This is a genomic window from Erwinia billingiae Eb661 (assembly GCF_000196615.1).
Lineage (GTDB): Bacteria > Pseudomonadota > Gammaproteobacteria > Enterobacterales > Enterobacteriaceae > Erwinia > Erwinia billingiae.
This window is the reverse complement of the sequence record NC_014306.1, coordinates 1,906,092-1,926,089: the sequence shown is the minus strand read 5'-3', so window position 1 is coordinate 1,926,089 and position 19,998 is coordinate 1,906,092. Positions and strand designations below refer to the sequence as shown.

The window sequence follows — 19,998 nt, the reverse complement described above, 5'->3', positions numbered from 1 at the left end:
CAATCGATTACAAAATTCGCGTGAGAAAATCCCGCGTTCGCGGATGAACCGGCGCGCTAAATATCGCCTGCGGCGCACCGGTTTCGACGATCGCGCCGTTGTCCATAAACGCCACTTTTGACGCCACTTCACGGGCAAATGACATTTCGTGGGTGACGATCACCATGGTCATGCCCTCCTGCGCCAGCACGCGCATCACGTCCAGCACTTCGCCCACCAGTTCGGGATCCAGTGCGGACGTCGGCTCGTCGAACAGCATCAGGCCGGGTTTCATTGCCAGCGCGCGGGCAATCGCCACCCGTTGCTGCTGGCCGCCCGATAGCGCCGATGGATAAGCATGATAGCGGTGGCTGAGCCCAACCCGATCGAGCAGCGCTTCGGCTTCTTTTTGTGCCTGCGCGCGCGGGATTTTTTTGACGGTGATCGGCGCTTCCATCACGTTCTCCAGCGCGGTCATATGGCCGAACAGGTTGAAGCGCTGGAAAACCATGCCGATTTGACGACGCTTGCGCGCCACTTCTGACTCTTTTAACTCGTACAGCCGATCGCCCTGCCGCCGGTAGCCGACCATCTCGCCTTCGACGTACAGCGCGCCACCATCAATTTTTTCCAGATGGTTGATGCAGCGTAAAAAGGTCGATTTACCGGAACCGGATGGCCCAATCAGGCAGACCACGTCGCCTTTCTCAATGGTCAGATCGACCCCTTTCAGGATCTCGACGCCGCTAAAGGATTTTCTGACCTGGAGTGCCTCTACCACTGCCACTTGCGCTGTCATGGTGTTCCTCCTGACGCTGTCTGAGTCATATACCAGGTGCTGGCACCGCCGCCATCCACCAGCAGCATCTGCCCGGTGATATAGCTGGCAGCATCGGACGCCAGAAAGCAGACGGTTTGCGCAATCTCTTCCGGCGTGCCGGCACGTTTGAGCGGCAGGCGGCTGACCTCTTCAGCCAGTTCAGGTTCGTGCTGCTGCCAGCCGGTTCCTGCCGGGCGAATCGGCCCCGGACTGACGCCGCACACGCGGATCCCGGACGGCGCCCATTCAAGCGCCATTTGCTGGGTGAGATTGACCACCGCCGCCTTGGAAGGCCCATACGCACCGGCTCCCGGATAACAGCGGTGGGCCGACGCCCCGGCGATATTGATCACCACGCCGCCGCCGGCCATTCGACGCACCACCTCGGTGGACACCACAAAGGTGCCGGTAAGATTGGCGCTGACCACCTGCTGCCATTGCCGATCGGTCAGGGAAAGCAACGGTGCCGGCGCGGTGCTGCCCGCATTGTTGACCAGCAGCTGAATGTTACCCAACGCGTCGCGCATCGCTTCCAGCACGGACACCACCTCCGCCCGCACCGTCATATCCGCCAACCAGTAACCGGCCTTCACGCCCAGCTCCCGCAGTGAAGCCACCGCAGTTTCTGCCGCTGCGCTGTCCGCGCGGATCAGTAATGCAATATTGACGCCATTCCGTGCCAGCGCCTGCGCAATCGCCAGGCCCACGCCCTTCGAGCCGCCGGTCACCAGCGCCGTTTTTCCCGCTAAGCCGTGCATGGCAGTGCCTCCGTTTGTGCATTTTCCGGGACGCCTTCCGCCAGCGTCCGCCCGCAGATGTAGCCCCAGGTCAGATTTGGCCCAAGGGTGGTGCCCGCACCCACCGCACGCGTGCCGATCGGATTGGCCATCGCCACGCCGGCGCAAAACAGCCCCGGAATGACGCTGCCGTTTTTATGCATTACCCGGCCATAGCGGTCGGTGCGCGGACCGCCTTTGGTGGCCAGAAAGGTGCGGTTAAACGGGATGGCCAGGAACGGCGCGCGTTCAATTGGCAGTAATCCGCCGCGTAGTCGCTTATCGCTTTTGCCGTGTGCAGACGAAAGATGACGCTGAAAATCACCGTCTTCGCCCCCCAGACAAAAGCCATTAAAGCGGGTCACGCTGGCGGTTAAAGCCTCTGCCGGTATCGCTATCTGCGCCGCCAGCGCGGTCAGCGTCGGTGCCTTGCGCAGCCAACCGCGGGAACGCCATGCGTAATAGCGCAGCAGCGGCGAACGGCGCAACAAACCGCCATCGGCAATCATCCACACCGGCAGCTGCTCCGGGCTGCCATCCGGCTGGCGGGCATCCAGCGCTTCTCCCAGGTTAAAGGTGAATTCATTGACGAAACGCTGGCCCCGCTTATTGACCAGGATGGCATCCGGCTCGTATTGAAAAAACACCGACAGGCCATACGACTCCCCCAGATAGCGGCTGGGGATGCCGCCGCCGATCGTCGCCTGATCCATATGTGCCAGCTGCGCGCCAATCGCTTCCGCCATGCGATGACCATCACCGCTGTTACTGCGCGGGCTGGCGATAAAATCGGTATTGCCTGGGAAGTGCAGGTTCCGGCGTTGCGCGTCCCACTCAAAACCGCCGCAGGCCAGCACCACACCGCGCGTGGTGAGGATCTGCAATAATCTGCCTTCCTGATTGATCAACGCGCCGGTCACGCGACCCGCGTCGCTGGTCACCAGCGTTTCCACCCGGGCCTGCGTTTCCACCTGGCAGCCCAGACGCCGACAGCCTTCGAGCAGGCCGCCGATCAATGCTGCGCCCTTGGTTCGCGTACGGGTTAACGCCCGCCAGGCCAGTTTTGGCGCCATCCGCAGGCTTTCGCGCAGCGGGTGATGCCAGATATCGAGCCCGATGGTTTCGTGGTAGGTAAACAGCTGCGGCAGTGGCGAAGGCCGAATCGCCCATCGTCGGCCCCGCAGCGTTGAGGCACGTAACGGCAGAGGCGCGACCATCCGTCCCTGCGCTTTCGCACCCGGCAGGTGATGCAGCGGGTCGGCCTCCGGGGTCAGGGCAAATCGTAACGGCGTCTGACGCTCAATAAACTGCAGCATCTCCCCTGCGCTTTCGGCAAACGCCTGCCAGAGTTCGGATTCCGTTGCTGCCCAGCCTTCCGGCGCGCTGGCGGTGAGATAACGCAGTGCTTCTTCGGGCGAGTCAGCCAGTCCGGCGGCTTTGGCATGATGATTCGCCGGTACCCAGGTGGCTCCGCCCGACATGGCGGTGGTGCCGCCCAGCCAGGCCGATTTTTCGGCCACGATCACCGACAGTCCGGCTGAAGCGGCCCGCAGGGCAGCACTCAGTGCTGCCCCTCCTGACCCGACCACCAGCACATCACAGTGCCGGGTTTCGTCAGCGTAATTGACCGACATTACAGCGGCGTCGTGCTGGTGAGGTTAATCCCCGGTTTTTCCAGTTTCATCGGACCGAGATCCCATTTGTCCATCACCTTGTTGTAGGTGCCATTGGCAATCAGCACGTTCATTGCCTTCAGAAGCACGTCAGCCAGCTGTTTGTTTTCATGCGCGACAACAATGCCCAGGTAGTATTTCGGCATCAGCGGCATGGAAACCGTGCGGATCGGCTTCGGTGCCTTCTTCTTAATGTCATCGACGGACGCCGCATCATTCAGGACGAAATCGACCCGGCCAGAATAGAGTGCCAGCAGCACCGCATCCGCCGACGCCAGCGTCACTTTTTGAATGTCAGGCTTGCCATTTTTGCTGCAGTTCGGGGAGTAAATTTCGTTAATGGCATGTTCGAAATCAGTACCGGTCTGCAAGCCGACTTTGAGGCCACAGAGCGTCAGAGGATCCGATTTAATGGCTGTCTCAGTTGCCAGGGTGTAGACCTCGCTGGTGGCATAGGCGTAGTTAACAAAAGTCACCTGTTTTTCACGCTCCAGACTGTCGGAAATACACTCCATCGCCACATCAAACCGGCCACTTTTCACGCCGGGGATCAGGCCGGCAAAGTCGATTGAGACCGGCTTCACCGTCACGCCCAACACCTCACCCAGCGCGTTCCACAGGTCAGGTTCAAATCCGACCATGGTTTTATTGTCTTCCGCGAAGGATTCGCAGGGAGGATAGTGCGCGTCGGTAACCAGATTGAGGGTTTTACTGCTGCGGATCTTGTCGGGCAGCTGCGCATGCAGTGCAGCATCCATCGCCAGCGGCGTGTCGGCCGCCTGCGCATACAAAGAAAAAGCGCCAAGGGAGCAGGCGGTCACGGCGCTTAACAACAGTGTTTTTATTCTCATGCTTTTAACTCCGGATAGTTAGGCGAGTCGCCTGAAGGCCCTGATGATAAAAAAAGCAATAAGTGAATCAGAACGTTGCCCCGACTTCCGGCTGATGTTCTCAGCATCAGTTTTGCAAGCCTTATGCCATTTTTTAAATAACTAATTAATTAACAGCAGCACAAGGGTTTGCCTGCGATAAGGGCAGAGTGAGCAGAAATTCAGCGCTCAAATTATCACCACAACGGTGCAGGGGAGATCATTTGCTGGTGCAGCGTGCCGCCGTTTAAGCGATGGATTCGGTCAGTGCAAAACCCTGACCAGTTCACATTTCGCGGCATAGCCGATGTAGGACCAAAGAAAGTCGTCTAAAGTTTGTTTCAGGGTCAATAACTTACAGACAGCCATCGTCTGGACATGGAGAACTACCTATGCAGAGAGTTGAGAAGCGTCAATGGAAAGCGGTTCTGGTGCTGCCGTTAATGGTCGCAGCGCTGACACAAACGGGCTATGCGGCAGAGAATGATGCCGGGCAACATCTGCTGAGTAGTGCACCTCAGCCACCCGATATCCGGCTGGGGCCGTTGTTCCATGCGGTTCAGGCGGCGAAACTCTACCCGGATCAAAAAACCTTTGCCGATGCCGTGCCTAAAAGCAATCCAACGTCGATTCTGGCCGACTGGCAGATGCAGAAGAAACAGAGCAACTTTGATTTACGCCATTTTGTTGAGGCTAACTTTACCCTGCCGGCTGCCGGTGAAAAGTATGTTCCGCCGTCCGGACAGAGCCTGCGCGAACACATTAATGGCCTCTGGCCGGTGCTGACCCGCTCGACGCAGCAGGCCAGCCAGTGGGATTCGTTGCTGCCCTTGCCGAAACCGTACGTGGTGCCTGGCGGCCGCTTCCGCGAGGTCTATTACTGGGACAGCTACTTCACCATGCTCGGCCTCGCCGAGAGCGGCCACTGGGATCGCGTGCAGGATATGGTGGAAAACTTTGCCCACGAGCTGGATACCTACGGCCATATTCCTAACGGTAACCGCAGCTATTACCTCAGCCGCTCGCAGCCGCCGTTCTTCAGCATGATGGTCGATTTGCTGGCTCAGCATCAGGGCGACAGCGCTTACAGCAAATACCTGCCTGAGCTGCAGAAAGAGTACAACTACTGGATGGCGGACGCCGACAGCGTTAAGCCGGGCCAGGCCAGCAAACGGGTGGTGAAGCTGAAGGATGGCACGCTGCTGAACCGCTACTGGGACGCCCGCGACGTACCGCGTACCGAATCCTATATGGATGACATCGCCACCGCGCAGAAGGCCAACAACCGCAATAAAGCTGAGCTGTACCGCGATCTGCGTGCCGGCGCCGCCTCCGGTTGGGACTTCAGCTCGCGCTGGTTTGATAAGCCGGGCGATCTCTCCACCATCCATACCACGCGGATTGTTCCGGTCGATCTGAATGCGCTGATGTTCCATCTGGAGCAAACGCTGGCGCGCGCCAATAAAGTGACGAAAAACGACGATGCGGTGAAGAAATTTGACGCGCTGGCGAAGAAACGTCAGGCGGCGATCAACCGCTACCTTTGGGACAATAAGCAGGGCTTCTATGCCGATTATGACTGGCAGAAAGCCACCATCCGTCCTCAGCTGACGGCGGCCACCCTGTTCCCACTGTATCTGCAGGCGGCAACGGAAGAGCACGCCACCCGCACTGCTGACGCGGTGAAGTCCCAGCTGCTGAAAGAAGGTGGACTGGCAACGACCAACGTCAACAACGGTCAGCAGTGGGATGCGCCAAACGGCTGGGCACCGCTGCAATGGGCGGCGGTTCAGGGACTGAATAATTATGGTAAGCAGGCGCTGGCGAAGGATGTCGGCATGCGCTTCCTGCAGAACGTGCAGGCCACCTATGACAAGGAACACAAGCTGGTCGAAAAATATGTGGTGGAAGGTAAAGGGCTCGGTGGCGGTGGCGGCGGTGAATATCCGTTGCAGGATGGTTTCGGCTGGACCAACGGCGTGACGCTGAAGCTGATGGACCTCTACTGCCCGAAAAACAGCACCTGTAATAACGTGAGTGATATAACGAAAACGCAGTAAGCGTTGCAACCCTCGCGGCTGCCGGCCCAACCGGCAGCCGCGGTGATAACCCTATCCTATTGTTCTTCCGTGACTATTAAAGGCACTCTGCGTTAACCCCCTCACCAGGACCTCCCTTTATGCAGACCACTGACTCTCGCTTCCCTGAGAAAAAAATGTTAATTGCCGGATCGGTTGGCAACTTTATTGAATGGTATGAATTCGCGGTGTATGGCTTTCTGGCGACCGTTATCGCCGGAAACTTTTTCCATCTGGAAGGTGAGAGCGACCTGACCAGCCTGATCCTCACCTACGCCGCCTTTGCGCTGGCCTTCTTTTGTCGGCCGATTGGCGCGATGATTTTTGGCCGCATCGGCGACCGCATCGGCCGCAAGCCGACGCTGATTGCGGTGCTGCTGCTGATGACGCTGGCGACCTTTCTGATTGGACTGATGCCCACTTATGCCACCGTCGGCGTGGCGGCACCGCTGCTTCTGACCCTGCTGCGGATGCTGCAAGGGCTGTTCGCCGGCGGGGAATTTGGTGGCGCGGTGGCGCTGATGACCGAATTTGCCCCGGCGGGAAAACGCGGACGCTACGGCGCGTGGCAGTCCTTCACCGTCGCGCTGGGGTTACTGGCGGGTGCCGGTCTGGTGGCCTTGCTGTCGGCGCTGCTCACGCCTGAACAGCTGAAAGGCTGGGGATGGCGAATCCCCTTCCTGCTGGCGTTACCGATGGGGCTGGTGGCGCTGTGGCTGCGGTCACAGCTGGAAGAGCCGCCCACCTTTGCCCAAGCGCAGAAGCTTGAACCCGCGCCGCTGTCTTCAGTTGTGAAAGCCATCGTACTGGGTATCGGCAGAATGATGGGCTGGTCAGCCGCGGGCTACACCTTCCTGGTGGTGATGCCCTCGTGGCTACAGACCGCACTGCATGCCAGTTTTCAGCAGGCGTTGCTGGCTACCGTATTGGGCAACGTCGGTTTTGCGTTAACCATTTTACCGGCGGGAAGGCTCAGCGATCGCTATGGAAGGCGCAGTATTATGCTACTGGCGATGCTGGTGGTGGTCCTGTTTAGCTACCCACTGCTGGCCCTGTTGCAGCAACCGGACGCCGCGCTCTGGCTGAAAGGATTAGCCGTTCTGATAGCCGGTGCGGTAGTGGGGATGATTGCCGGTCCCGGTCCGGCGATGCTGGCCGAGATGTTTCCTACCCGCATTCGCTATACCGGCCTGGGCCTGGCCTATTCACTTTCTAACGCCGTTTTCTCCGGCTGTGCCGGGCTGATTATCACCGGACTGATCAAACAAACCGGAAATATCTATATACCAGCGTGGTATGTGATGATCACCGGGGCGATCAGTGCGCTGGCGCTGCTGACGCTAAACCGCGACGATCATCTGCACGACCTCAAGCCTTAGACTCACCTCAAGCCAGCGGCGCGCTCCGCTGGCCTCTCCTGCCGGCGATATAATTCCCTTATTTTTGCAAGTGAATAGATAAGCAAATTCAATGCTTGAAAGTATGTTACGGAAAGATAATAATTCTCATTGAGATTATCATATATCTTTACATTACCGTCACGACGCGTCTTTCACTGTAACAGCGTCGGCGGACCTTTCTTCGCATTTTGTAAGGGAATTGACAATGAGAATGGCTTTTTCTTTAAAGCGTTCTGCTTTGCTTTGCTCCATCGCTCTGGCTACACCTGCTTTCACCTTTGCGGCCGAGACGCTGGTCGTTACCGCGCAACCCGCAGAAACGGCGACCACGCCAACAGAGGGTTACACGGCTAAAACCAGCAAAGGCGCAACCAAAACCGATCGTCCGCTGATCACCACCGCCCAGTCCGTTTCCGTGGTTACCCGTCAGCAGATGGAAGACCAGGGCGCGATGGACGTTAACCAGGCGCTGAACTATACCGCCGGTGCCTTTACTAACTTCGCCGGTGCCGCAACCCGTTATGACACCGTTTCTCTGCGCGGCTTCCACGGTGGGGATGTTGATAACATCTTCCTCGATGGCCTGCGTCTGATGAGCGATCCGGGCAGCTATAACGTCCTGCAGGTCGATCCCTGGTTCCTGGACCGTATCGATGTGATCAAAGGCCCGTCTTCTGCCCTGTATGGTCAGACCGTGCCGGGTGGACTGGTGATGGAAACCTCCAAGCGTCCACAGTTCACGCCTGAAGGCCACTTCCGTGCCTCTACCGGCACCAATTCCACCAACAGCGCCGCCTTTGATTACACCAATGCGATCAACGATCAGTGGGCGTTTCGTCTGACCGGTATCACCCGCAACAGTGACACCCAGTACGATCACACCCGGGAAGAAAAATATGCCATCTCCCCTTCCGTGCTGTGGCAGCCGGATGAAGATACCTCGCTGTTGCTGCGTGCCTATCTGCAGAAAGACCCGTCAGGTGGCTATCACGGTGCCGTGCCGGGCGATGGCAGCATTACCGAACATAACGGCCGCAAGCTGAGCAACGGTTTCTACGACGGCGACAGCTCGCTGGATCAGTTCAAGCGTAACGAGCAGATTTACAGCTACGAATTCGCTCACCGCTTTAATGACACCTGGGCGTTCCGTTCTAACGCCAGCTATTCCCACTCCAACGTCGACCTCGATCAGGTTTATCAGATTGGCTGGGACGCCGTTAACCCGAACCTGCTGAACCGCTACTACTCCGGTTCACGCTCCTCGCTGGATGCGTACGCCATTGATAACCAGCTGGAAGCCGATTTCGCCACTGGCGAAGTGGATCACAAAGTGGTGCTCGGCGGGGAATACCACCAGTACAAGAACGATCTGAGCGATGCCAGCGGCTATGCAAATCAGCTGAACGCCTTAACCGGCCAGGCCGTCGGCGATCGTCTGAGCTATGACTTTACCGATTCGCAGCGTCGTTATTACCAGACCGGCGTCTATCTGCAGGATGAAATGACCTGGCAGAAATGGCACCTCGACCTCTCTGGCCGTTATGACCGCATCGTGTCGGAAACGGATGATTACTCCACCAGCACCAAAAACCGTCGTCAGGACGACCACGTCAGTGGCCGTGCTGCCCTGTTGTATGCGTTCGACAATGGCATTTCGCCGTACGCCAGCTACAGCCAGGCCATTACGCCGCAGTCACTGTCCGGTGAAGATGGCAATCTGCTGAAGCCAACCACCTCCGAGCAGTATGAAGCCGGGGTGAAATACCAGCCGAACGGCACGTCCGATCTCTACTCGGTTGCGGTGTACGATCTGACGCAGAAAGACGTGGGTAACCGCGTTGTGGTCGGTTCCTATTATGAGCCTGCCGGTAAGGTGCATTCACAAGGGTTTGAACTGGAAGCACATAACCAGATCACGCCTCGTCTGAGCACCATTGCTAACTACACCATGAACCACGTGCGCTTTAAGGATTCTGTGGATGGCAACGACGGCCACACGCCGTACGTTACGCCAAACTCCATGGCCTCGGCCTGGGCGAAATACCAGCTGGATTGGGGTATCAGCGTCGGTGCCGGTGTGCGTTACATCGGCAAGCAGTGGGCGGATAACGAAAACACCACCCGTCTGCCCTCCACCACGCTGTTTGATGCTTCTGTGCGTGCCGATCTTGGCGCCTGGAACAGCAGCCTGAAAGGCGCGTTTGTGCAGGTTAATGCCAATAACGTGACTGACCGTGATTACGTCTCGGCCTGTTACGGCACCGGTTATTGCTACTGGGGCGCAGAGCGCACCGTGGTGGCGACCGTCGGCTACGATTTCTAATCCGCCAGCCATAAAAAAAGGGAGACGATATCGTCTCCCTTTCCTTTACTGCCCATCGCTGGTCAGCTTTTCACTTTACGGTAAATCCACAGCACCACAATCGCGCCGATCACCGCGACAACAAAGCTGCCGAAGTTAAACCCGTCTACCCTGCCGAAGCCGAACAGCGTACTGATCCAGCCGCCGACCACAGCACCGATGATGCCGAGAACCACGGTGATGATAAATCCGCCGCCGTCTTTACCTGGCATAATCCACTTAGCGATAATCCCTGCGATCAGACCAAAGATGATCCAAGATAAAATTCCCATTTACAGCTCCTTGTTACTTACTGATTAGACGGGAATAGTATAGGACAGGATTCTAACTCTGTGATTTAAATCTAAACTTTTTGTCAGTTTTTTTTGTTTCAGCCCTAAAGCGTCACGCTGAGATGCCGATACTTCGACGTATCACCGCTCAAAGCGTGTTTTCTGGCAGTCAACCGGAGTGGAATGTGAAAGATAACGATAATGAACAGTACCTGAAACGCGGCCCGTTGGCGGTGTTGGCGGTATTGAAGAATCTGATGAAAAATCAGACGCCAATCCTGGTCTCTCACGCGCGTGGCCAGTTTATTACCAAATTGCTGGATGCCGACAAGGATCGGATGGTGCTCGATTTGGGCAGTAACGATCATGAAAACCAGCTGGCGATGGACGCCGAAGACCTGCATCTGACGGCGGAAACGCACGGGGCGAAGGTCGAATTCGCTCTCGGCACGCTGACTGACGATAAGTTTGATGGCCTGCCCGCCTTTGGTGCCGACCTGCCAGATATTCTGTGGATGATCCAACGGCGGGAATTTTTCCGCGTGAATGCCCCGCTTGACCCGATATTTTATTGCTACGTGCAGTGGCCCGACGGCAGCGGCGAAGGCCGGATGCGTCTGCAGGATTTGTCACTCGGCGGCATTGGCGTACTGGGCGATTCGCCGATCCCGGAAGGGCTGCACGGTGGCGAGCAGTTTAAGAAGCTGCGCGTTGAGCTGGGGGAATATGGCCGTTTTGAAGTGGATGCGTATCTGATCAACGTCGGTAAGCGCAGCATTGTCGGCAATAAGAATGAAACCGTGGTCACCCCACGTCTGAGCTTCCGCTTCAGTTCATTAAATGCGGGCGAAGAACGTTCGCTTCAGCAGGTGATTTTTTCTCTTGAGCGCCTGGCGCGCGATAAAGCCACTCGCTTCCAGTAGATTGCCGACCTGAAGAACAGGCGGCGTGCCGGGCAGTCAGCACGCCGGACCCTTTAGATGGTGCGGTAAGCGGTGGTCACTTTCCACAGATAACGCGGTGCCTGAGCGGCAGGATGCTTATTCTGCACGTGCTGGTAAAACTCTTCCGGCGACATTGAGTTAATCATTGCAATCGCCTGATCCCGATCGCGTGAGAAGGTTCTCAGCAACGCACCGGCACCGTTGGCATACGACACGATGGTGGCGTAACGCAGGGTTTTCGGATCGCGGATGCCGGCCAGCGACTGGTCCTGTAGGATCTTCAGATAGGCCGTACCGATATCAATGTTCCTCACCGGATCGCGCAGCTCTTTACTGCTTGGCTGCCCTCTTCTTCCCTGAACCCGGTACACCTCACGGCCTGCTGTTGAGGCTTTAATCTGCATCAATCCAATGGCATTCGACTTACTGACTACCGTTGGATTGCCGCCCGATTCGACTGAAATAATGGCATCTACCAGCTTTGGATCGACCCCGTAGTTGTTTGCTGCGCTCTCCGTGAACATCGACCAGGCCTGAGCCACCTTTTCTGGCGGCGCCTGGGTTAACGGCGTTTGCTGCTGAGTTATTGTTTGTTTATGCGGTTCACTGGCACATCCCGCCAGCAGTAACACGCCCAGTATCGCAACCGTTTTCACTTTTCTCACGCTGTTTTCATCCTCTGAGCCTTAGCCTCGCGCCTTACAATAGCGTGCGCCGGACAAAAGAAAATTACCGAAACTCTGAATTTGACGCGCTTGCGGGTGACTTCACGTATGCTTTTCGTCATCATCAGGGGTATTGGACCGTCAGTGGCGTAAAAAAATTCCTTTCGAAGTGGATAAAAATCACACAGATTGTGATTGAAGGCGACTTTTTTTTCGCGCTGCCTGCAAAATGCCGTTGAAATGCGGCCGATCTTTCGCCGCACCGAGGATTAAAGTGAACATTATGTCCGTTACTCCGCGCACTTTTCATCTGATTGCTCCTTCTGGCTATTGCCATAATCAGCCGGCCGCGCAGCTGGCGGTAAAACGGCTGCAGGATCAAGGGCATCACGTGGTGAATACCGAGGTGATAGCCCGCCGTCACCAGCGCTTTGCGGGGGATGATGCCGAACGTTTGCAGGATATAAACGGTCTGGCGCAGATGGAGGATCTGCCGGATATCCTGCTGGCGGTGCGTGGCGGTTATGGCGCGACCCGGCTGCTGCCGCAGATTGATTTTGCCGCTGTCGCTGCCCGCCTGAAAGACCAGCCGGTGGCGCTGTGTGGCCACAGCGACTTCACCGCTATCCAGCTTCCGCTGCTGAAACAGGGTGCCATTTCCTTCAGTGGCCCGATGCTGACCGGCAATTTTGGCGCTGAGGTTTTATCTGATTTCACCGTTGACCACTTTTGGCGCGCGCTGACTTCGCCTAAATTAACCCTTAGCTGGGAAACGCAGCCGCAGGATATCGACGTACAGGGCACCGTCTGGGGCGGTAATCTGGCGATGATTGCCTCGATGATGGGCACACCCTGGCTGCCGGAGATTGAAGACGGCATTCTGGTGATCGAGGATGTGAATGAGCACCCTTTCCGCGTGGAGAGAATGCTTCTTCAGCTGGCACAGAGCGGCATCCTGCCACGACAGAAGGCAATTGTGACCGGCAGCTTTACCGGCGCGACACTCACCGATTATGACAATGGCTATGACTTCGACAGCGTCTGGACGCTGATTCGTCAGGTAACGGGCGTACCGCTGGTTACCGGTCTTGAATTTGGCCATCACTGGAATACCGTGACGCTTCCGTTAGGCGCGCAGGGACATTTACAGGTCAAGGGTTCAAGCAGCACGCTGACGCTATCAGGGCACCCTACGCTTCGTTAACCATCCGGAGCGCCCATGAAGCAGTTGTACGAGGATCTCTGGGTTTCAACCCCGGAGTTTCCGGCCAGTGAGCATGAGCCGGAACTGATGATGCATGGATTTTTGCTGCAGCATACGCGGGGAAACTTACTGATTTCCCGCGTGGAGAATCTGAACGACCATCAGGCGATTGAAGATTTGGGCGGGATTATCCGCCATTATCTGACCCACTCCCATGAAGCCGGGCCGGGTGCCCGTTTACTGCAAACGCGCTTTAACGCGGCCTTGTATTGTCATAATAAGGCGCTGGGCGCGATCAGCCCGTATGTCGAAGCTGACGACACCTTCAATCAGGCTGAGCTGCACTGTGGCAGCTTTCACGTGGTTCCCACGCCGGGTCATACGCCGGGCAGCACCAGCTATCTGTATGCCTCACCCTTTGGCAAAACCTATCTGTTTGTTGGCGACACCATCACCATGTCACACGATCGCTGGGTGACGGTGTTGGTGCCGGAAAGCAACGAAGCGGATTTGAAAAAGTCGATTGAGTTCTATCGGGCGCTGAGGCCCGACGTGGTGTTGATGGGCACTACCGCCGGTCATTTGTCGTGGCAGGAAGTGACGATGCGCGAATGGCTGGCGTTGCTGGATGAGGCGGAGAGTTCGCCGCTGGATCTGCGCCAACGGCTGCCTGACTAGCCGGCGATCAGGAGGCAACGTTGCCGGACGAATCGGTACGTTGCAGATCGACCGCGCTGTTTTCACGCTCGCTACTGCGGCTACAGGGCACCAGCTTTTGTACGCCGCTGTAGGAGAAGAAGGTGTCGTCGTCTGAGGTGTTCACCACCATCTGATCGCCATTGCGGAACAGCACGATCGACACCTTTACCCCGTTATCCGTTTTGGAACGCTGATTACCCGCCGCAATCTGGAAATTATCGCCCGGCCACATAAGGGTGGTCAGGCCATATTGCGCCTGGGTGACGGTCATCGTGGGGCGGCCTGGGCAGGTAATCTGAAATTCGGTGTTGAGTGGCGGCGTGTCGTTGTTAGCCTGTGCAGCAAAGGTGGCACAGACGAGCAAACATCCAGTGGCGATAGTGCGGAACATGGGCAGCGGTCTCCGGGCGATTCTCTCTGATTTCATTGACTATATGTCAGAAAGCCTACCACAGGACGCTACCCACGTTTGCCTTAAGTGTTACTAAATCCCCGGCCGAGATTAATTATTCAGCGAGTTCATCTCTTTGATCTGATCCTGATTCACCGCCTGCTGCTTACCATTTTCATCGGTATACATCACCATGCCGGTGGCTTTATCGACTTCAGGTTTCCCCTGGACCACCACGGTGCTGCCATCCTTCATCTGCAGAACATGGTCGCTGGAACAGCCTGCCAGCAGCAATCCGCCAGCGAGTAAGGTCAGTGCACAAGCTAATTTTTTCATTTTAGGTTTCCTTCATTGGATTCAACACTGTGCAGTGTAGCCTGGTGATTTTCGTTAATTTGATGAATGTTGCGGAGAATTCCGTTTGCTTCACAGATTGGCGGCGCGAGGCCATTTTTCAGTTTATTCCTGGAGGGCAAATTTTCATTGAAGGTTGCGGACATTAACTGTATTTTTATCCAGCATTTATAACCAGGATAACCCCATGTTTGTAGAACTGACTTACGATAAGCGCAACGTTGCCGGATTGCCCAATGCGCAGGAACTGATTCTGAACGAGCTGGAGAAGCGTATTCAACGCGTTTTCCCGGCTGCCGAAGTGAAGGTAAAACCGATGCAGGCTAATGGCGTGAAAACCGATGCCAGTAAGAGTGACAAGTCGGTGATGCTGCGGATCATTGAAGAGATGTTCGATGAAGCCGATCAGTGGCTGGTGTCAGAAGAATTTTAAACGACGGTGGGCATTTTTCACACTGTGCGCGTCCATCGCTAAAGTTTTCACCCGCTGAGCCGAAGATGTTCCCAGGGCATAACGATTGGGAATGCGATGATGGCAGTACTTTATATTCCGTCACTGGTCAGTTTACTGGTGAACGCTGAAAAGCAAAAAGGCAGTGGGTTGACGCAGCAGGAAGTGGAACAAATTCGTGATAATGCCACCTGCATTTCCGTGCCGGACAACCTTGTCCGGGGGATGGATCCGTCACGAGGATACCGTGATATCGATCCTGCAAGATGCTGGGAGGCGTGGCGTGACTCTCGCTCTCCGGGTCTGGCACAGACGGCATAATACGCAGTCGCCGGACTATTTCGCCCGTTGAGCAATTTCCGCATACAACAATTCGTAAACTTTCGCGGCATGGGCCGCACTGTCGCGCAGCATTTGAATGGCATCTTCAAGCGTCTGCGGTTCGATATTGCCAACAATACGCCAGCCCAAAGCGATGTTTTTCGCTTCTTCCAGTCGGTTGGGGTTATCTTCGATTGAAGCAGCTTCTGACACAGAATTCTCCTGATTTGCGTTTTGGCCCTATTTTACGGATCAACACTCCGCCATCTCAACCCCCGATTTCTGCCGGAGTGTAAAAACGTCCGTTTTTTACGCTTTTTTGACCAAAAAGGCGTTTTATCCGCCCAAATCAGAAAAAATCACGGCAAAAAACAGATTAATCCTGGTGATGAATCAGCACTATTTCACCCTTTGCCACTGACTACCAGCCCTTTAGCTGTAAAAGTTCGCTTAAAATCCTCAGACGAAAAAAAACCGCCCTTAGCAGGCGGTTTTCGTTAGCAAGCTACTATTCAGCTGAAGTAAGGGAATTTACGATCTATCCCGTTAACGTTAAGGGTGATATACCCCACCGGGGCCGCGCTGACCGGGGATGCCGCCTCCGTTGTCGCTAAGGTCACGACCCCATTTTCATTGGCGCCGATGCCCGCCAGGCCGTTGTGGAAACTTAAGCGCGCGTTGGGCGTGACGGTGCCGACGGTGGTCAGATCGGTAACCTCCGACAGATCCGGTGTAAATAAGGAACACTCCCCGGCTTCAAACCGCGTTGGCCCGGTCGATCGCACGTTAAACATGGTGTCGCCACTGCCCGCTTTCAGCTTCACCCAAACCTCGACGATATTCTGATAGCTGCGCGCATACTTGACGTCAACCACCGCCGTGGTGCCGCGATGGAACATATCGGCCCACACCGAGCTGACGCAGCGCTGCAGATTCAGGTAGGTGACGCCCGAGGAGATGGTTTGCAGCGGGCTGGCCGCGGTGCCGGAAGGATTGGCCGTCGACTGTTTGCTGACCATCTCCAGCGTCCACTGCTGATTGGCTTTCGGGAAGACAAATTTGCCGATGCGATACCATTTATCGGTGTCCGAGGTGTTACTGAGCTTATAGCCGCTGTACCAGCCGGCTTTCATCGATCCGGTCATGGTGGTGCCAAAGTTTTCATCACGACGCCAGCCGCTCTCATAGCCTGACAGCCAGCGATCGGAGGTATTGTCCAGATTGACCGTCGCACCGGCCTGCAGGCTGAGCTGACGCAGCAGCACCCGGCTGTTATTCAACAGCAGCGGATTGGCGCAATCCTCCAGGCTCAGGGCATCGATAATCCACTGGCCGTTGCTTAAATCACCGGGGAAGCGGGTATGTTCAACCCAGACGTTGCGGATCAGCCCCTGGGTTAATCGCGGCATCTTCAGCGTGGCATCGCCATAACCGTACTGGAAGTTGGCATTCGACAGCTCAATGGCGGTCGAGTGATCCCAGACGCCGTTTGGCGAGTTAGACCAGCTGACGTCAAAGACCCGGGCATAGGTATTTTGCGAATAGATTTGATCGAATCGCGTGTCGAGGGTATCCAGCAGTTTCACCGCCGTGCCGCCGTTATACTGCACGCGGAAGCAGCGGATATTAACGAACTCCCCTTCAATGGTGGTGTTCTCAAAGAACGGCTGCACGTTGGACAGCATGTCCGCGGTGATCGCCCCGGTATTGCTGGCCGTATCCGCCGTGGCCTGGCCGTTCCAGCTGATGCCGCGAATGATGGTCCGGCGGGCATTCACCTTGAACACCGTGTTGATCGATTTGTCAGAGTTAATCACCGTTCTGGGCGTGACGCCATACGGCGCGTCGTCACCGTACAAAGCGAAACACGGGATTTCGCTGGCGCTGAGGTCGACAGGCGAGATTAAAAACTTGCCTGCCGGGAAACGCACGCCAATATCTTTTGCATTAACATCATAGCCTTGCGACCAGCTAAACATCCGCTTAAAGGCGTCGGTATCGTCGGTGACGCCGTCACCTTTCGCGCCAAAATGGTACAAATTCACCTGTTCGGTGTCATTAATGATGCGCTTCCAGTAGAAGGTGCTGCCCTTCGCCATCGAGCCGCCGTCATCGCTCAGCGTGGTGGTGCCGAGGAAGCCGACAAAGTCGCCGCCGCCATGAAAACTGGAATCCTTGTCGTAGTAGCGTTTGAGTGCCGCAATATCACCGGCTTTCGTTGGCGCAGTGGTTCGCAAATCAGCAAAGCAGTTTACTTCGATCATAAAGACCTCCGGATGGATGGTTACGTACAGTGAGATGCCCGTGACGGGCAGGATGGAGATTGAGATGGAGATTGAGATGGAGATGGGACGTTACGTTGCAGGGTATTAGAATGATTTCGGCCAGGCCGCCTGGAGATAAAAGGGATTCAGTGCCGGTAACGCTATTTTGTTACCAGCTTCTTGGCCAGCGCGACGATTTCGGCGTACTCATCGATGTTGTGCCCGACCGAGCTCAGCAACTCGCCGACTTTTTCCAGCACCACGTCATTGGTGATTACCGTGACCTGGCGAGTTTGGGTATTGCTGCTTAACGGGCCGTTGCTCTCTTCGGGGATCGTGGTGGTATCAGTCATGATAATGTCCTCATTTTGCTTCGGGGTGCGGAGGCCGGACAGCAAACGCCATCCCGCCCCCAGTAGTTGCAGACGATTCATGTGTGTTCTCCGCAATCGAGTTTCTCTCGTTCAGTCGCTAACGGCCGCTGGCGGACAAACTGCGCCATCACCGCCATCGCCACCATAAATGCCCCAATCATGCCGAGGTAGTTGGGGGGAATAACGCTTTTGGCATCGGGCGGTAACAGCTGCCAGGCGCGCATCGCGGAATCAGGAAAGGATTGCACCCAGGCGCTGATCACCGATCCGGCTGAAGCCAGCCACACCGACCAGGTTTTGAACAGCAGCCTGGCATGATGCACAAACTCAACCGAGCTGTACTTGCGGATCGTTAACAGCAGCAGAATGGTCATCAGGATGGCGCAGAGATAGAGGGCGAATTTCATAGCAACCCCCGATAGCAGTCGTAGGTGCCGCTGCGCATCACCGCAGCATGACGTTTCGCCCGGGCCGGCGTCTGCCTGGCCCAGAGGCTGTTCAGCATGCCGTCCGCCGCAGAGGAAAAGTCGCCGCGTGACATCGCTTTCAGGCTCTCTTTGAATCCCGACAGCCCTTCCACCCCCATTTGATAGGCCATGCTGTAAAGGATGTCGGCCCGCGCCTCATTGCACTGGCGAAGCGCATCGGCAAGCAGTGGGCGCTGCTTTAGCTCAAAAATTTTGCTCTCGACCAACATCTGCATCCACAGCTCACCGACCGGCGCCGGCACTTTGAAGATATAGCTGGTCAGGGCCGCGCCTTTTGGACCGATTTTGATCCCTGCGGCCACGGTGGGATAGCCCAGGGTGTCTATAAAGGGAACGTCGCGATACCCTTCTTCATACTTTAGGATGGAAACTATCTGACTCATGGTAAATACTCCTCTTGACGCAAAAAATGAGTATCAGACAGCAAGGCTGGCTGAAAAATGCGTAGGAATCATTTTTCACCTGTGGAAAAATGTTCGACAGGCAGGTTAAATGCGAGGTTTACAGGCACCTGTATCGGCGCGGCCAGATTGTGTAAAGAGCGTAACGGCTTCAGATGTTGCGTGGAGACGTTACTTAATGCGCTATACGCATATTAGTAGGCAGTATTTTATTGCGCAAGGCGATTTGTGTAAAACGCATAAAAAAGGTGTGAACGCTTAATGAAACCCGGAGAAAGAATCAGACAGCTTCGCAAAGCGAAGAAGATGACGCTAAACGCGTTAGCAATGCAGGTAGGAAGTGATGTCGGGAACCTGTCCAGACTGGAACGCGGGGTGCAGGGATACAGCGATGCGTTGCTACAAAAATTGGCGGATGCACTCGCAGTGCCGATTTCTGCGCTATTCTCATCAGGAGAGCTGAAGAATACTGGTGATTTATACAGTGTATCTTCGTTAACCGAAATGGGGAGAGATGATGTGTATCGTGTTGACGTCCTTGATGTTTCTGCCAGTGCGGGTGAGGGTTCACCGGCCAGAGAAGTGGTTCAGGTCATTAGATCTATTGAATATGTGCGGAAGGAAGCCAGCGTTATTTTTGGCAATAAACCTGAGGCCATTGTTAAATTGATAAACGTCCGGGGCGACAGCATGGAAGGAACCATTGAACCTGGCGATCTGATTTTTGTCGACGTCAGCGTCCCCTTCTTCGATGGTGATGGGATTTACGTTTTTGATTTCAATGGCGATATGTTCGTAAAACGCCTGCAAAAAGTGAAGTCAGAACTGTATGTCATTTCCGATAACCCCCGCTATAAAGAGTGGACGATTTCCGCTGAGGAGATGGCGATGCTGCATGTGGCCGGCCGGGTAATGCTCAGCCAGTCGCAACAGTTCCGCCGCCATGGCTAAGTCTCTGTGCAACCCGCTTCCGGCGGGTTTTGTTTCCTTCCCCGCTATTTAATGCGTTTGACGCATATAAAAACCCCTTCTAAGGTTAGTTTACCGATACTCTCCTTAACGAGGTGCACTGATGAACTCACGACAACGCCGGGCCCTACGCTATCGCGAGGCCTGCAAAAAACTGGATCGCCAGCTCACTAAAGCCCTGACCGGCAGTAACCGCCGGATTGATAAAGCCCTGGCGTTGCCGCCAGGGGTGAAAGAGTGACGG

The 19,998-nt window shown here is 55.8% G+C and carries 23 protein-coding genes; 10 read left to right on the top strand and 13 right to left on the bottom strand.

Annotation, left to right across the window (positions count from 1 at the left end):
• Nucleotides 1-7 precede the first annotated feature (7 nt).
• From EBC_RS10410 to EBC_RS10395, 4 genes are read right to left on the bottom strand one after another with little or no spacing between them, the layout of a single operon-like run.
• Nucleotides 8-778, bottom strand: a complete 771-nt coding sequence (locus tag EBC_RS10410; protein ID WP_013201747.1) for an amino acid ABC transporter ATP-binding protein — start codon at nucleotides 776-778, stop codon at nucleotides 8-10.
• Nucleotides 775-1,557 (bottom strand): SDR family NAD(P)-dependent oxidoreductase, encoded by a 783-nt coding sequence (locus EBC_RS10405; protein ID WP_013201746.1) that lies wholly within the window; start codon nucleotides 1,555-1,557, stop codon nucleotides 775-777. The genes EBC_RS10410 and EBC_RS10405 overlap by 4 nt, the downstream gene beginning before the upstream one ends.
• A complete protein-coding gene (locus EBC_RS10400) occupies nucleotides 1,545-3,209 on the bottom strand; it encodes an FAD-dependent oxidoreductase (protein ID WP_013201745.1) in 1,665 nt (554 codons plus the stop codon). Before EBC_RS10400 ends, EBC_RS10405 begins: the two co-directional genes overlap by 13 nt.
• Nucleotides 3,209-4,099 carry an ABC transporter substrate-binding protein gene (locus EBC_RS10395; protein ID WP_013201744.1) on the bottom strand — a complete coding sequence of 297 codons (891 nt, stop codon included), beginning with the start codon at nucleotides 4,097-4,099 and terminating at the stop codon, nucleotides 3,209-3,211. The genes EBC_RS10400 and EBC_RS10395 overlap by 1 nt, the downstream gene beginning before the upstream one ends.
• 410 nt (nucleotides 4,100-4,509) lie before the next feature.
• On the opposite strand from EBC_RS10395, the gene treA reads away from it, so the two are divergent.
• The 3 genes from treA (at nucleotide 4,510) to EBC_RS10380 (ending at nucleotide 9,918) form a co-directional block, all read left to right on the top strand.
• Nucleotides 4,510-6,177: an alpha,alpha-trehalase TreA gene (gene treA / locus EBC_RS10390; protein ID WP_013201743.1), complete on the top strand. Its 1,668-nt coding sequence runs from the start codon at nucleotides 4,510-4,512 to the stop codon at nucleotides 6,175-6,177.
• 119 nt (nucleotides 6,178-6,296) lie between these two features.
• Nucleotides 6,297-7,574, top strand: coding sequence for an MFS transporter (locus EBC_RS10385; RefSeq protein ID WP_013201742.1), 1,278 nt, complete (start codon nucleotides 6,297-6,299; stop codon nucleotides 7,572-7,574).
• 226 nt (nucleotides 7,575-7,800) lie between these two features.
• The gene (locus EBC_RS10380; protein WP_013201741.1) at nucleotides 7,801-9,918 is read left to right on the top strand and encodes a TonB-dependent siderophore receptor; all 2,118 of its coding nucleotides are present in this window, start codon (nucleotides 7,801-7,803) and stop codon (nucleotides 9,916-9,918) included.
• A 62-nt stretch (nucleotides 9,919-9,980) separates the two neighbouring features.
• On the opposite strand, the gene EBC_RS10375 is transcribed toward EBC_RS10380, so the two are convergent.
• Nucleotides 9,981-10,229 (bottom strand): GlsB/YeaQ/YmgE family stress response membrane protein, encoded by a 249-nt coding sequence (locus EBC_RS10375; RefSeq protein ID WP_013201740.1) that lies wholly within the window; start codon nucleotides 10,227-10,229, stop codon nucleotides 9,981-9,983.
• A gap of 185 nt (nucleotides 10,230-10,414) precedes the next feature.
• Between EBC_RS10375 and EBC_RS10370 the strand changes: the two genes are divergently transcribed.
• Nucleotides 10,415-11,152, top strand: coding sequence for a flagellar brake protein (locus EBC_RS10370; protein ID WP_013201739.1), 738 nt, complete (start codon nucleotides 10,415-10,417; stop codon nucleotides 11,150-11,152).
• A gap of 53 nt (nucleotides 11,153-11,205) precedes the next feature.
• Here EBC_RS10370 and emtA read toward each other — a convergent pair whose 3' ends face one another.
• Nucleotides 11,206-11,829, bottom strand: coding sequence for a membrane-bound lytic murein transglycosylase EmtA (emtA, locus tag EBC_RS10365; protein ID WP_371732187.1), 624 nt, complete (start codon nucleotides 11,827-11,829; stop codon nucleotides 11,206-11,208).
• 292 nt (nucleotides 11,830-12,121) lie between these two features.
• On the opposite strand from emtA, the gene ldcA reads away from it, so the two are divergent.
• Complete coding sequence (gene ldcA, locus EBC_RS10360) at nucleotides 12,122-13,042, top strand: muramoyltetrapeptide carboxypeptidase (protein ID WP_013201736.1); 921 nt, start codon at nucleotides 12,122-12,124, stop codon at nucleotides 13,040-13,042.
• A gap of 15 nt (nucleotides 13,043-13,057) precedes the next feature.
• A complete protein-coding gene (locus tag EBC_RS10355) occupies nucleotides 13,058-13,720 on the top strand; it encodes an MBL fold metallo-hydrolase (protein WP_013201735.1) in 663 nt (220 codons plus the stop codon).
• Between the two features lie 7 nt (nucleotides 13,721-13,727).
• Here EBC_RS10355 and EBC_RS10350 read toward each other — a convergent pair whose 3' ends face one another.
• Both EBC_RS10350 and EBC_RS10345 read right to left on the bottom strand, forming a co-directional pair.
• Nucleotides 13,728-14,132 carry a hypothetical protein gene (locus tag EBC_RS10350; RefSeq protein ID WP_041691970.1) on the bottom strand — a complete coding sequence of 135 codons (405 nt, stop codon included), beginning with the start codon at nucleotides 14,130-14,132 and terminating at the stop codon, nucleotides 13,728-13,730.
• A gap of 111 nt (nucleotides 14,133-14,243) precedes the next feature.
• The gene (locus EBC_RS10345) at nucleotides 14,244-14,468 is read right to left on the bottom strand and encodes a YgdI/YgdR family lipoprotein (protein WP_013201733.1); all 225 of its coding nucleotides are present in this window, start codon (nucleotides 14,466-14,468) and stop codon (nucleotides 14,244-14,246) included.
• 205 nt (nucleotides 14,469-14,673) lie between these two features.
• Here EBC_RS10345 and EBC_RS10340 point away from each other — a divergent pair, with 205 nt between their 5' ends.
• Both EBC_RS10340 and EBC_RS10335 read left to right on the top strand, forming a co-directional pair.
• Nucleotides 14,674-14,919 (top strand): DinI-like family protein, encoded by a 246-nt coding sequence (locus tag EBC_RS10340; RefSeq protein WP_013201731.1) that lies wholly within the window; start codon nucleotides 14,674-14,676, stop codon nucleotides 14,917-14,919.
• A 96-nt stretch (nucleotides 14,920-15,015) separates the two neighbouring features.
• Entirely contained in the window at nucleotides 15,016-15,258 is a 243-nt protein-coding gene (locus EBC_RS10335) for a hypothetical protein (RefSeq protein WP_231853687.1), read from the top strand.
• A gap of 15 nt (nucleotides 15,259-15,273) precedes the next feature.
• On the opposite strand, the gene EBC_RS10330 is transcribed toward EBC_RS10335, so the two are convergent.
• From EBC_RS10330 to EBC_RS10310, 5 genes are all read right to left on the bottom strand, one after another.
• On the bottom strand, nucleotides 15,274-15,471 hold the full coding sequence (locus EBC_RS10330) for a hypothetical protein (RefSeq protein ID WP_013201729.1): 198 nt from the start codon (nucleotides 15,469-15,471) through the stop codon (nucleotides 15,274-15,276).
• Between the two features lie 299 nt (nucleotides 15,472-15,770).
• Entirely contained in the window at nucleotides 15,771-17,522 is a 1,752-nt protein-coding gene (locus EBC_RS10325) for a glycosyl hydrolase family 28-related protein (RefSeq protein WP_013201728.1), read from the bottom strand.
• A gap of 161 nt (nucleotides 17,523-17,683) precedes the next feature.
• Nucleotides 17,684-17,956, bottom strand: a complete 273-nt coding sequence (locus EBC_RS10320) for a hypothetical protein (RefSeq protein WP_041691969.1) — start codon at nucleotides 17,954-17,956, stop codon at nucleotides 17,684-17,686.
• Nucleotides 17,953-18,303, bottom strand: a complete 351-nt coding sequence (locus EBC_RS10315; RefSeq protein ID WP_013201726.1) for a DUF7940 domain-containing protein — start codon at nucleotides 18,301-18,303, stop codon at nucleotides 17,953-17,955. The genes EBC_RS10320 and EBC_RS10315 overlap by 4 nt, the downstream gene beginning before the upstream one ends.
• Complete coding sequence (locus EBC_RS10310) at nucleotides 18,300-18,767, bottom strand: lysozyme family protein (protein ID WP_013201725.1); 468 nt, start codon at nucleotides 18,765-18,767, stop codon at nucleotides 18,300-18,302. Before EBC_RS10310 ends, EBC_RS10315 begins: the two co-directional genes overlap by 4 nt.
• Nucleotides 18,768-19,046: 279 nt before the next feature.
• Here EBC_RS10310 and EBC_RS10305 point away from each other — a divergent pair, with 279 nt between their 5' ends.
• Nucleotides 19,047-19,736 (top strand): XRE family transcriptional regulator, encoded by a 690-nt coding sequence (locus EBC_RS10305; RefSeq protein WP_013201724.1) that lies wholly within the window; start codon nucleotides 19,047-19,049, stop codon nucleotides 19,734-19,736.
• Nucleotides 19,737-19,857: 121 nt separating this feature from the next.
• Nucleotides 19,858-19,995 carry a hypothetical protein gene (locus tag EBC_RS25740; protein ID WP_157868011.1) on the top strand — a complete coding sequence of 46 codons (138 nt, stop codon included), beginning with the start codon at nucleotides 19,858-19,860 and terminating at the stop codon, nucleotides 19,993-19,995.
• Nucleotides 19,996-19,998 lie beyond the last annotated feature (3 nt).

Bases quoted from the DNA above. Each gene is read 5' to 3' on its own strand.
- EBC_RS10305 (WP_013201724.1), top strand. From the start codon at position 19,047: ATGAAACCCGGAGAAAGAATCAGACAGCTTCGCAAAGCGAAGAAGATG.
- EBC_RS10405 (WP_013201746.1), bottom strand. From the start codon at position 1,557: ATGCACGGCTTAGCGGGAAAAACGGCGCTGGTGACCGGCGGCTCGAAG.
- EBC_RS10335 (WP_231853687.1), top strand. From the start codon at position 15,016: ATGATGGCAGTACTTTATATTCCGTCACTGGTCAGTTTACTGGTGAAC.
- EBC_RS10350 (WP_041691970.1), bottom strand. From the start codon at position 14,132: ATGTTCCGCACTATCGCCACTGGATGTTTGCTCGTCTGTGCCACCTTT.
- EBC_RS10400 (WP_013201745.1), bottom strand. From the start codon at position 3,209: ATGTCGGTCAATTACGCTGACGAAACCCGGCACTGTGATGTGCTGGTG.
- EBC_RS10325 (WP_013201728.1), bottom strand. From the start codon at position 17,522: ATGATCGAAGTAAACTGCTTTGCTGATTTGCGAACCACTGCGCCAACG.
- EBC_RS10410 (WP_013201747.1), bottom strand. From the start codon at position 778: ATGACAGCGCAAGTGGCAGTGGTAGAGGCACTCCAGGTCAGAAAATCC.
- EBC_RS10355 (WP_013201735.1), top strand. From the start codon at position 13,058: ATGAAGCAGTTGTACGAGGATCTCTGGGTTTCAACCCCGGAGTTTCCG.
- EBC_RS10395 (WP_013201744.1), bottom strand. From the start codon at position 4,099: ATGAGAATAAAAACACTGTTGTTAAGCGCCGTGACCGCCTGCTCCCTT.
- EBC_RS10380 (WP_013201741.1), top strand. From the start codon at position 7,801: ATGAGAATGGCTTTTTCTTTAAAGCGTTCTGCTTTGCTTTGCTCCATC.
- ldcA (WP_013201736.1), top strand. From the start codon at position 12,122: ATGTCCGTTACTCCGCGCACTTTTCATCTGATTGCTCCTTCTGGCTAT.
- treA (WP_013201743.1), top strand. From the start codon at position 4,510: ATGCAGAGAGTTGAGAAGCGTCAATGGAAAGCGGTTCTGGTGCTGCCG.
- EBC_RS10340 (WP_013201731.1), top strand. From the start codon at position 14,674: ATGTTTGTAGAACTGACTTACGATAAGCGCAACGTTGCCGGATTGCCC.
- EBC_RS10345 (WP_013201733.1), bottom strand. From the start codon at position 14,468: ATGAAAAAATTAGCTTGTGCACTGACCTTACTCGCTGGCGGATTGCTG.
- EBC_RS10310 (WP_013201725.1), bottom strand. From the start codon at position 18,767: ATGAGTCAGATAGTTTCCATCCTAAAGTATGAAGAAGGGTATCGCGAC.
- EBC_RS10385 (WP_013201742.1), top strand. From the start codon at position 6,297: ATGCAGACCACTGACTCTCGCTTCCCTGAGAAAAAAATGTTAATTGCC.
- EBC_RS10375 (WP_013201740.1), bottom strand. From the start codon at position 10,229: ATGGGAATTTTATCTTGGATCATCTTTGGTCTGATCGCAGGGATTATC.
- EBC_RS10320 (WP_041691969.1), bottom strand. From the start codon at position 17,956: ATGAATCGTCTGCAACTACTGGGGGCGGGATGGCGTTTGCTGTCCGGC.
- EBC_RS10315 (WP_013201726.1), bottom strand. From the start codon at position 18,303: ATGAAATTCGCCCTCTATCTCTGCGCCATCCTGATGACCATTCTGCTG.
- EBC_RS25740 (WP_157868011.1), top strand. From the start codon at position 19,858: ATGAACTCACGACAACGCCGGGCCCTACGCTATCGCGAGGCCTGCAAA.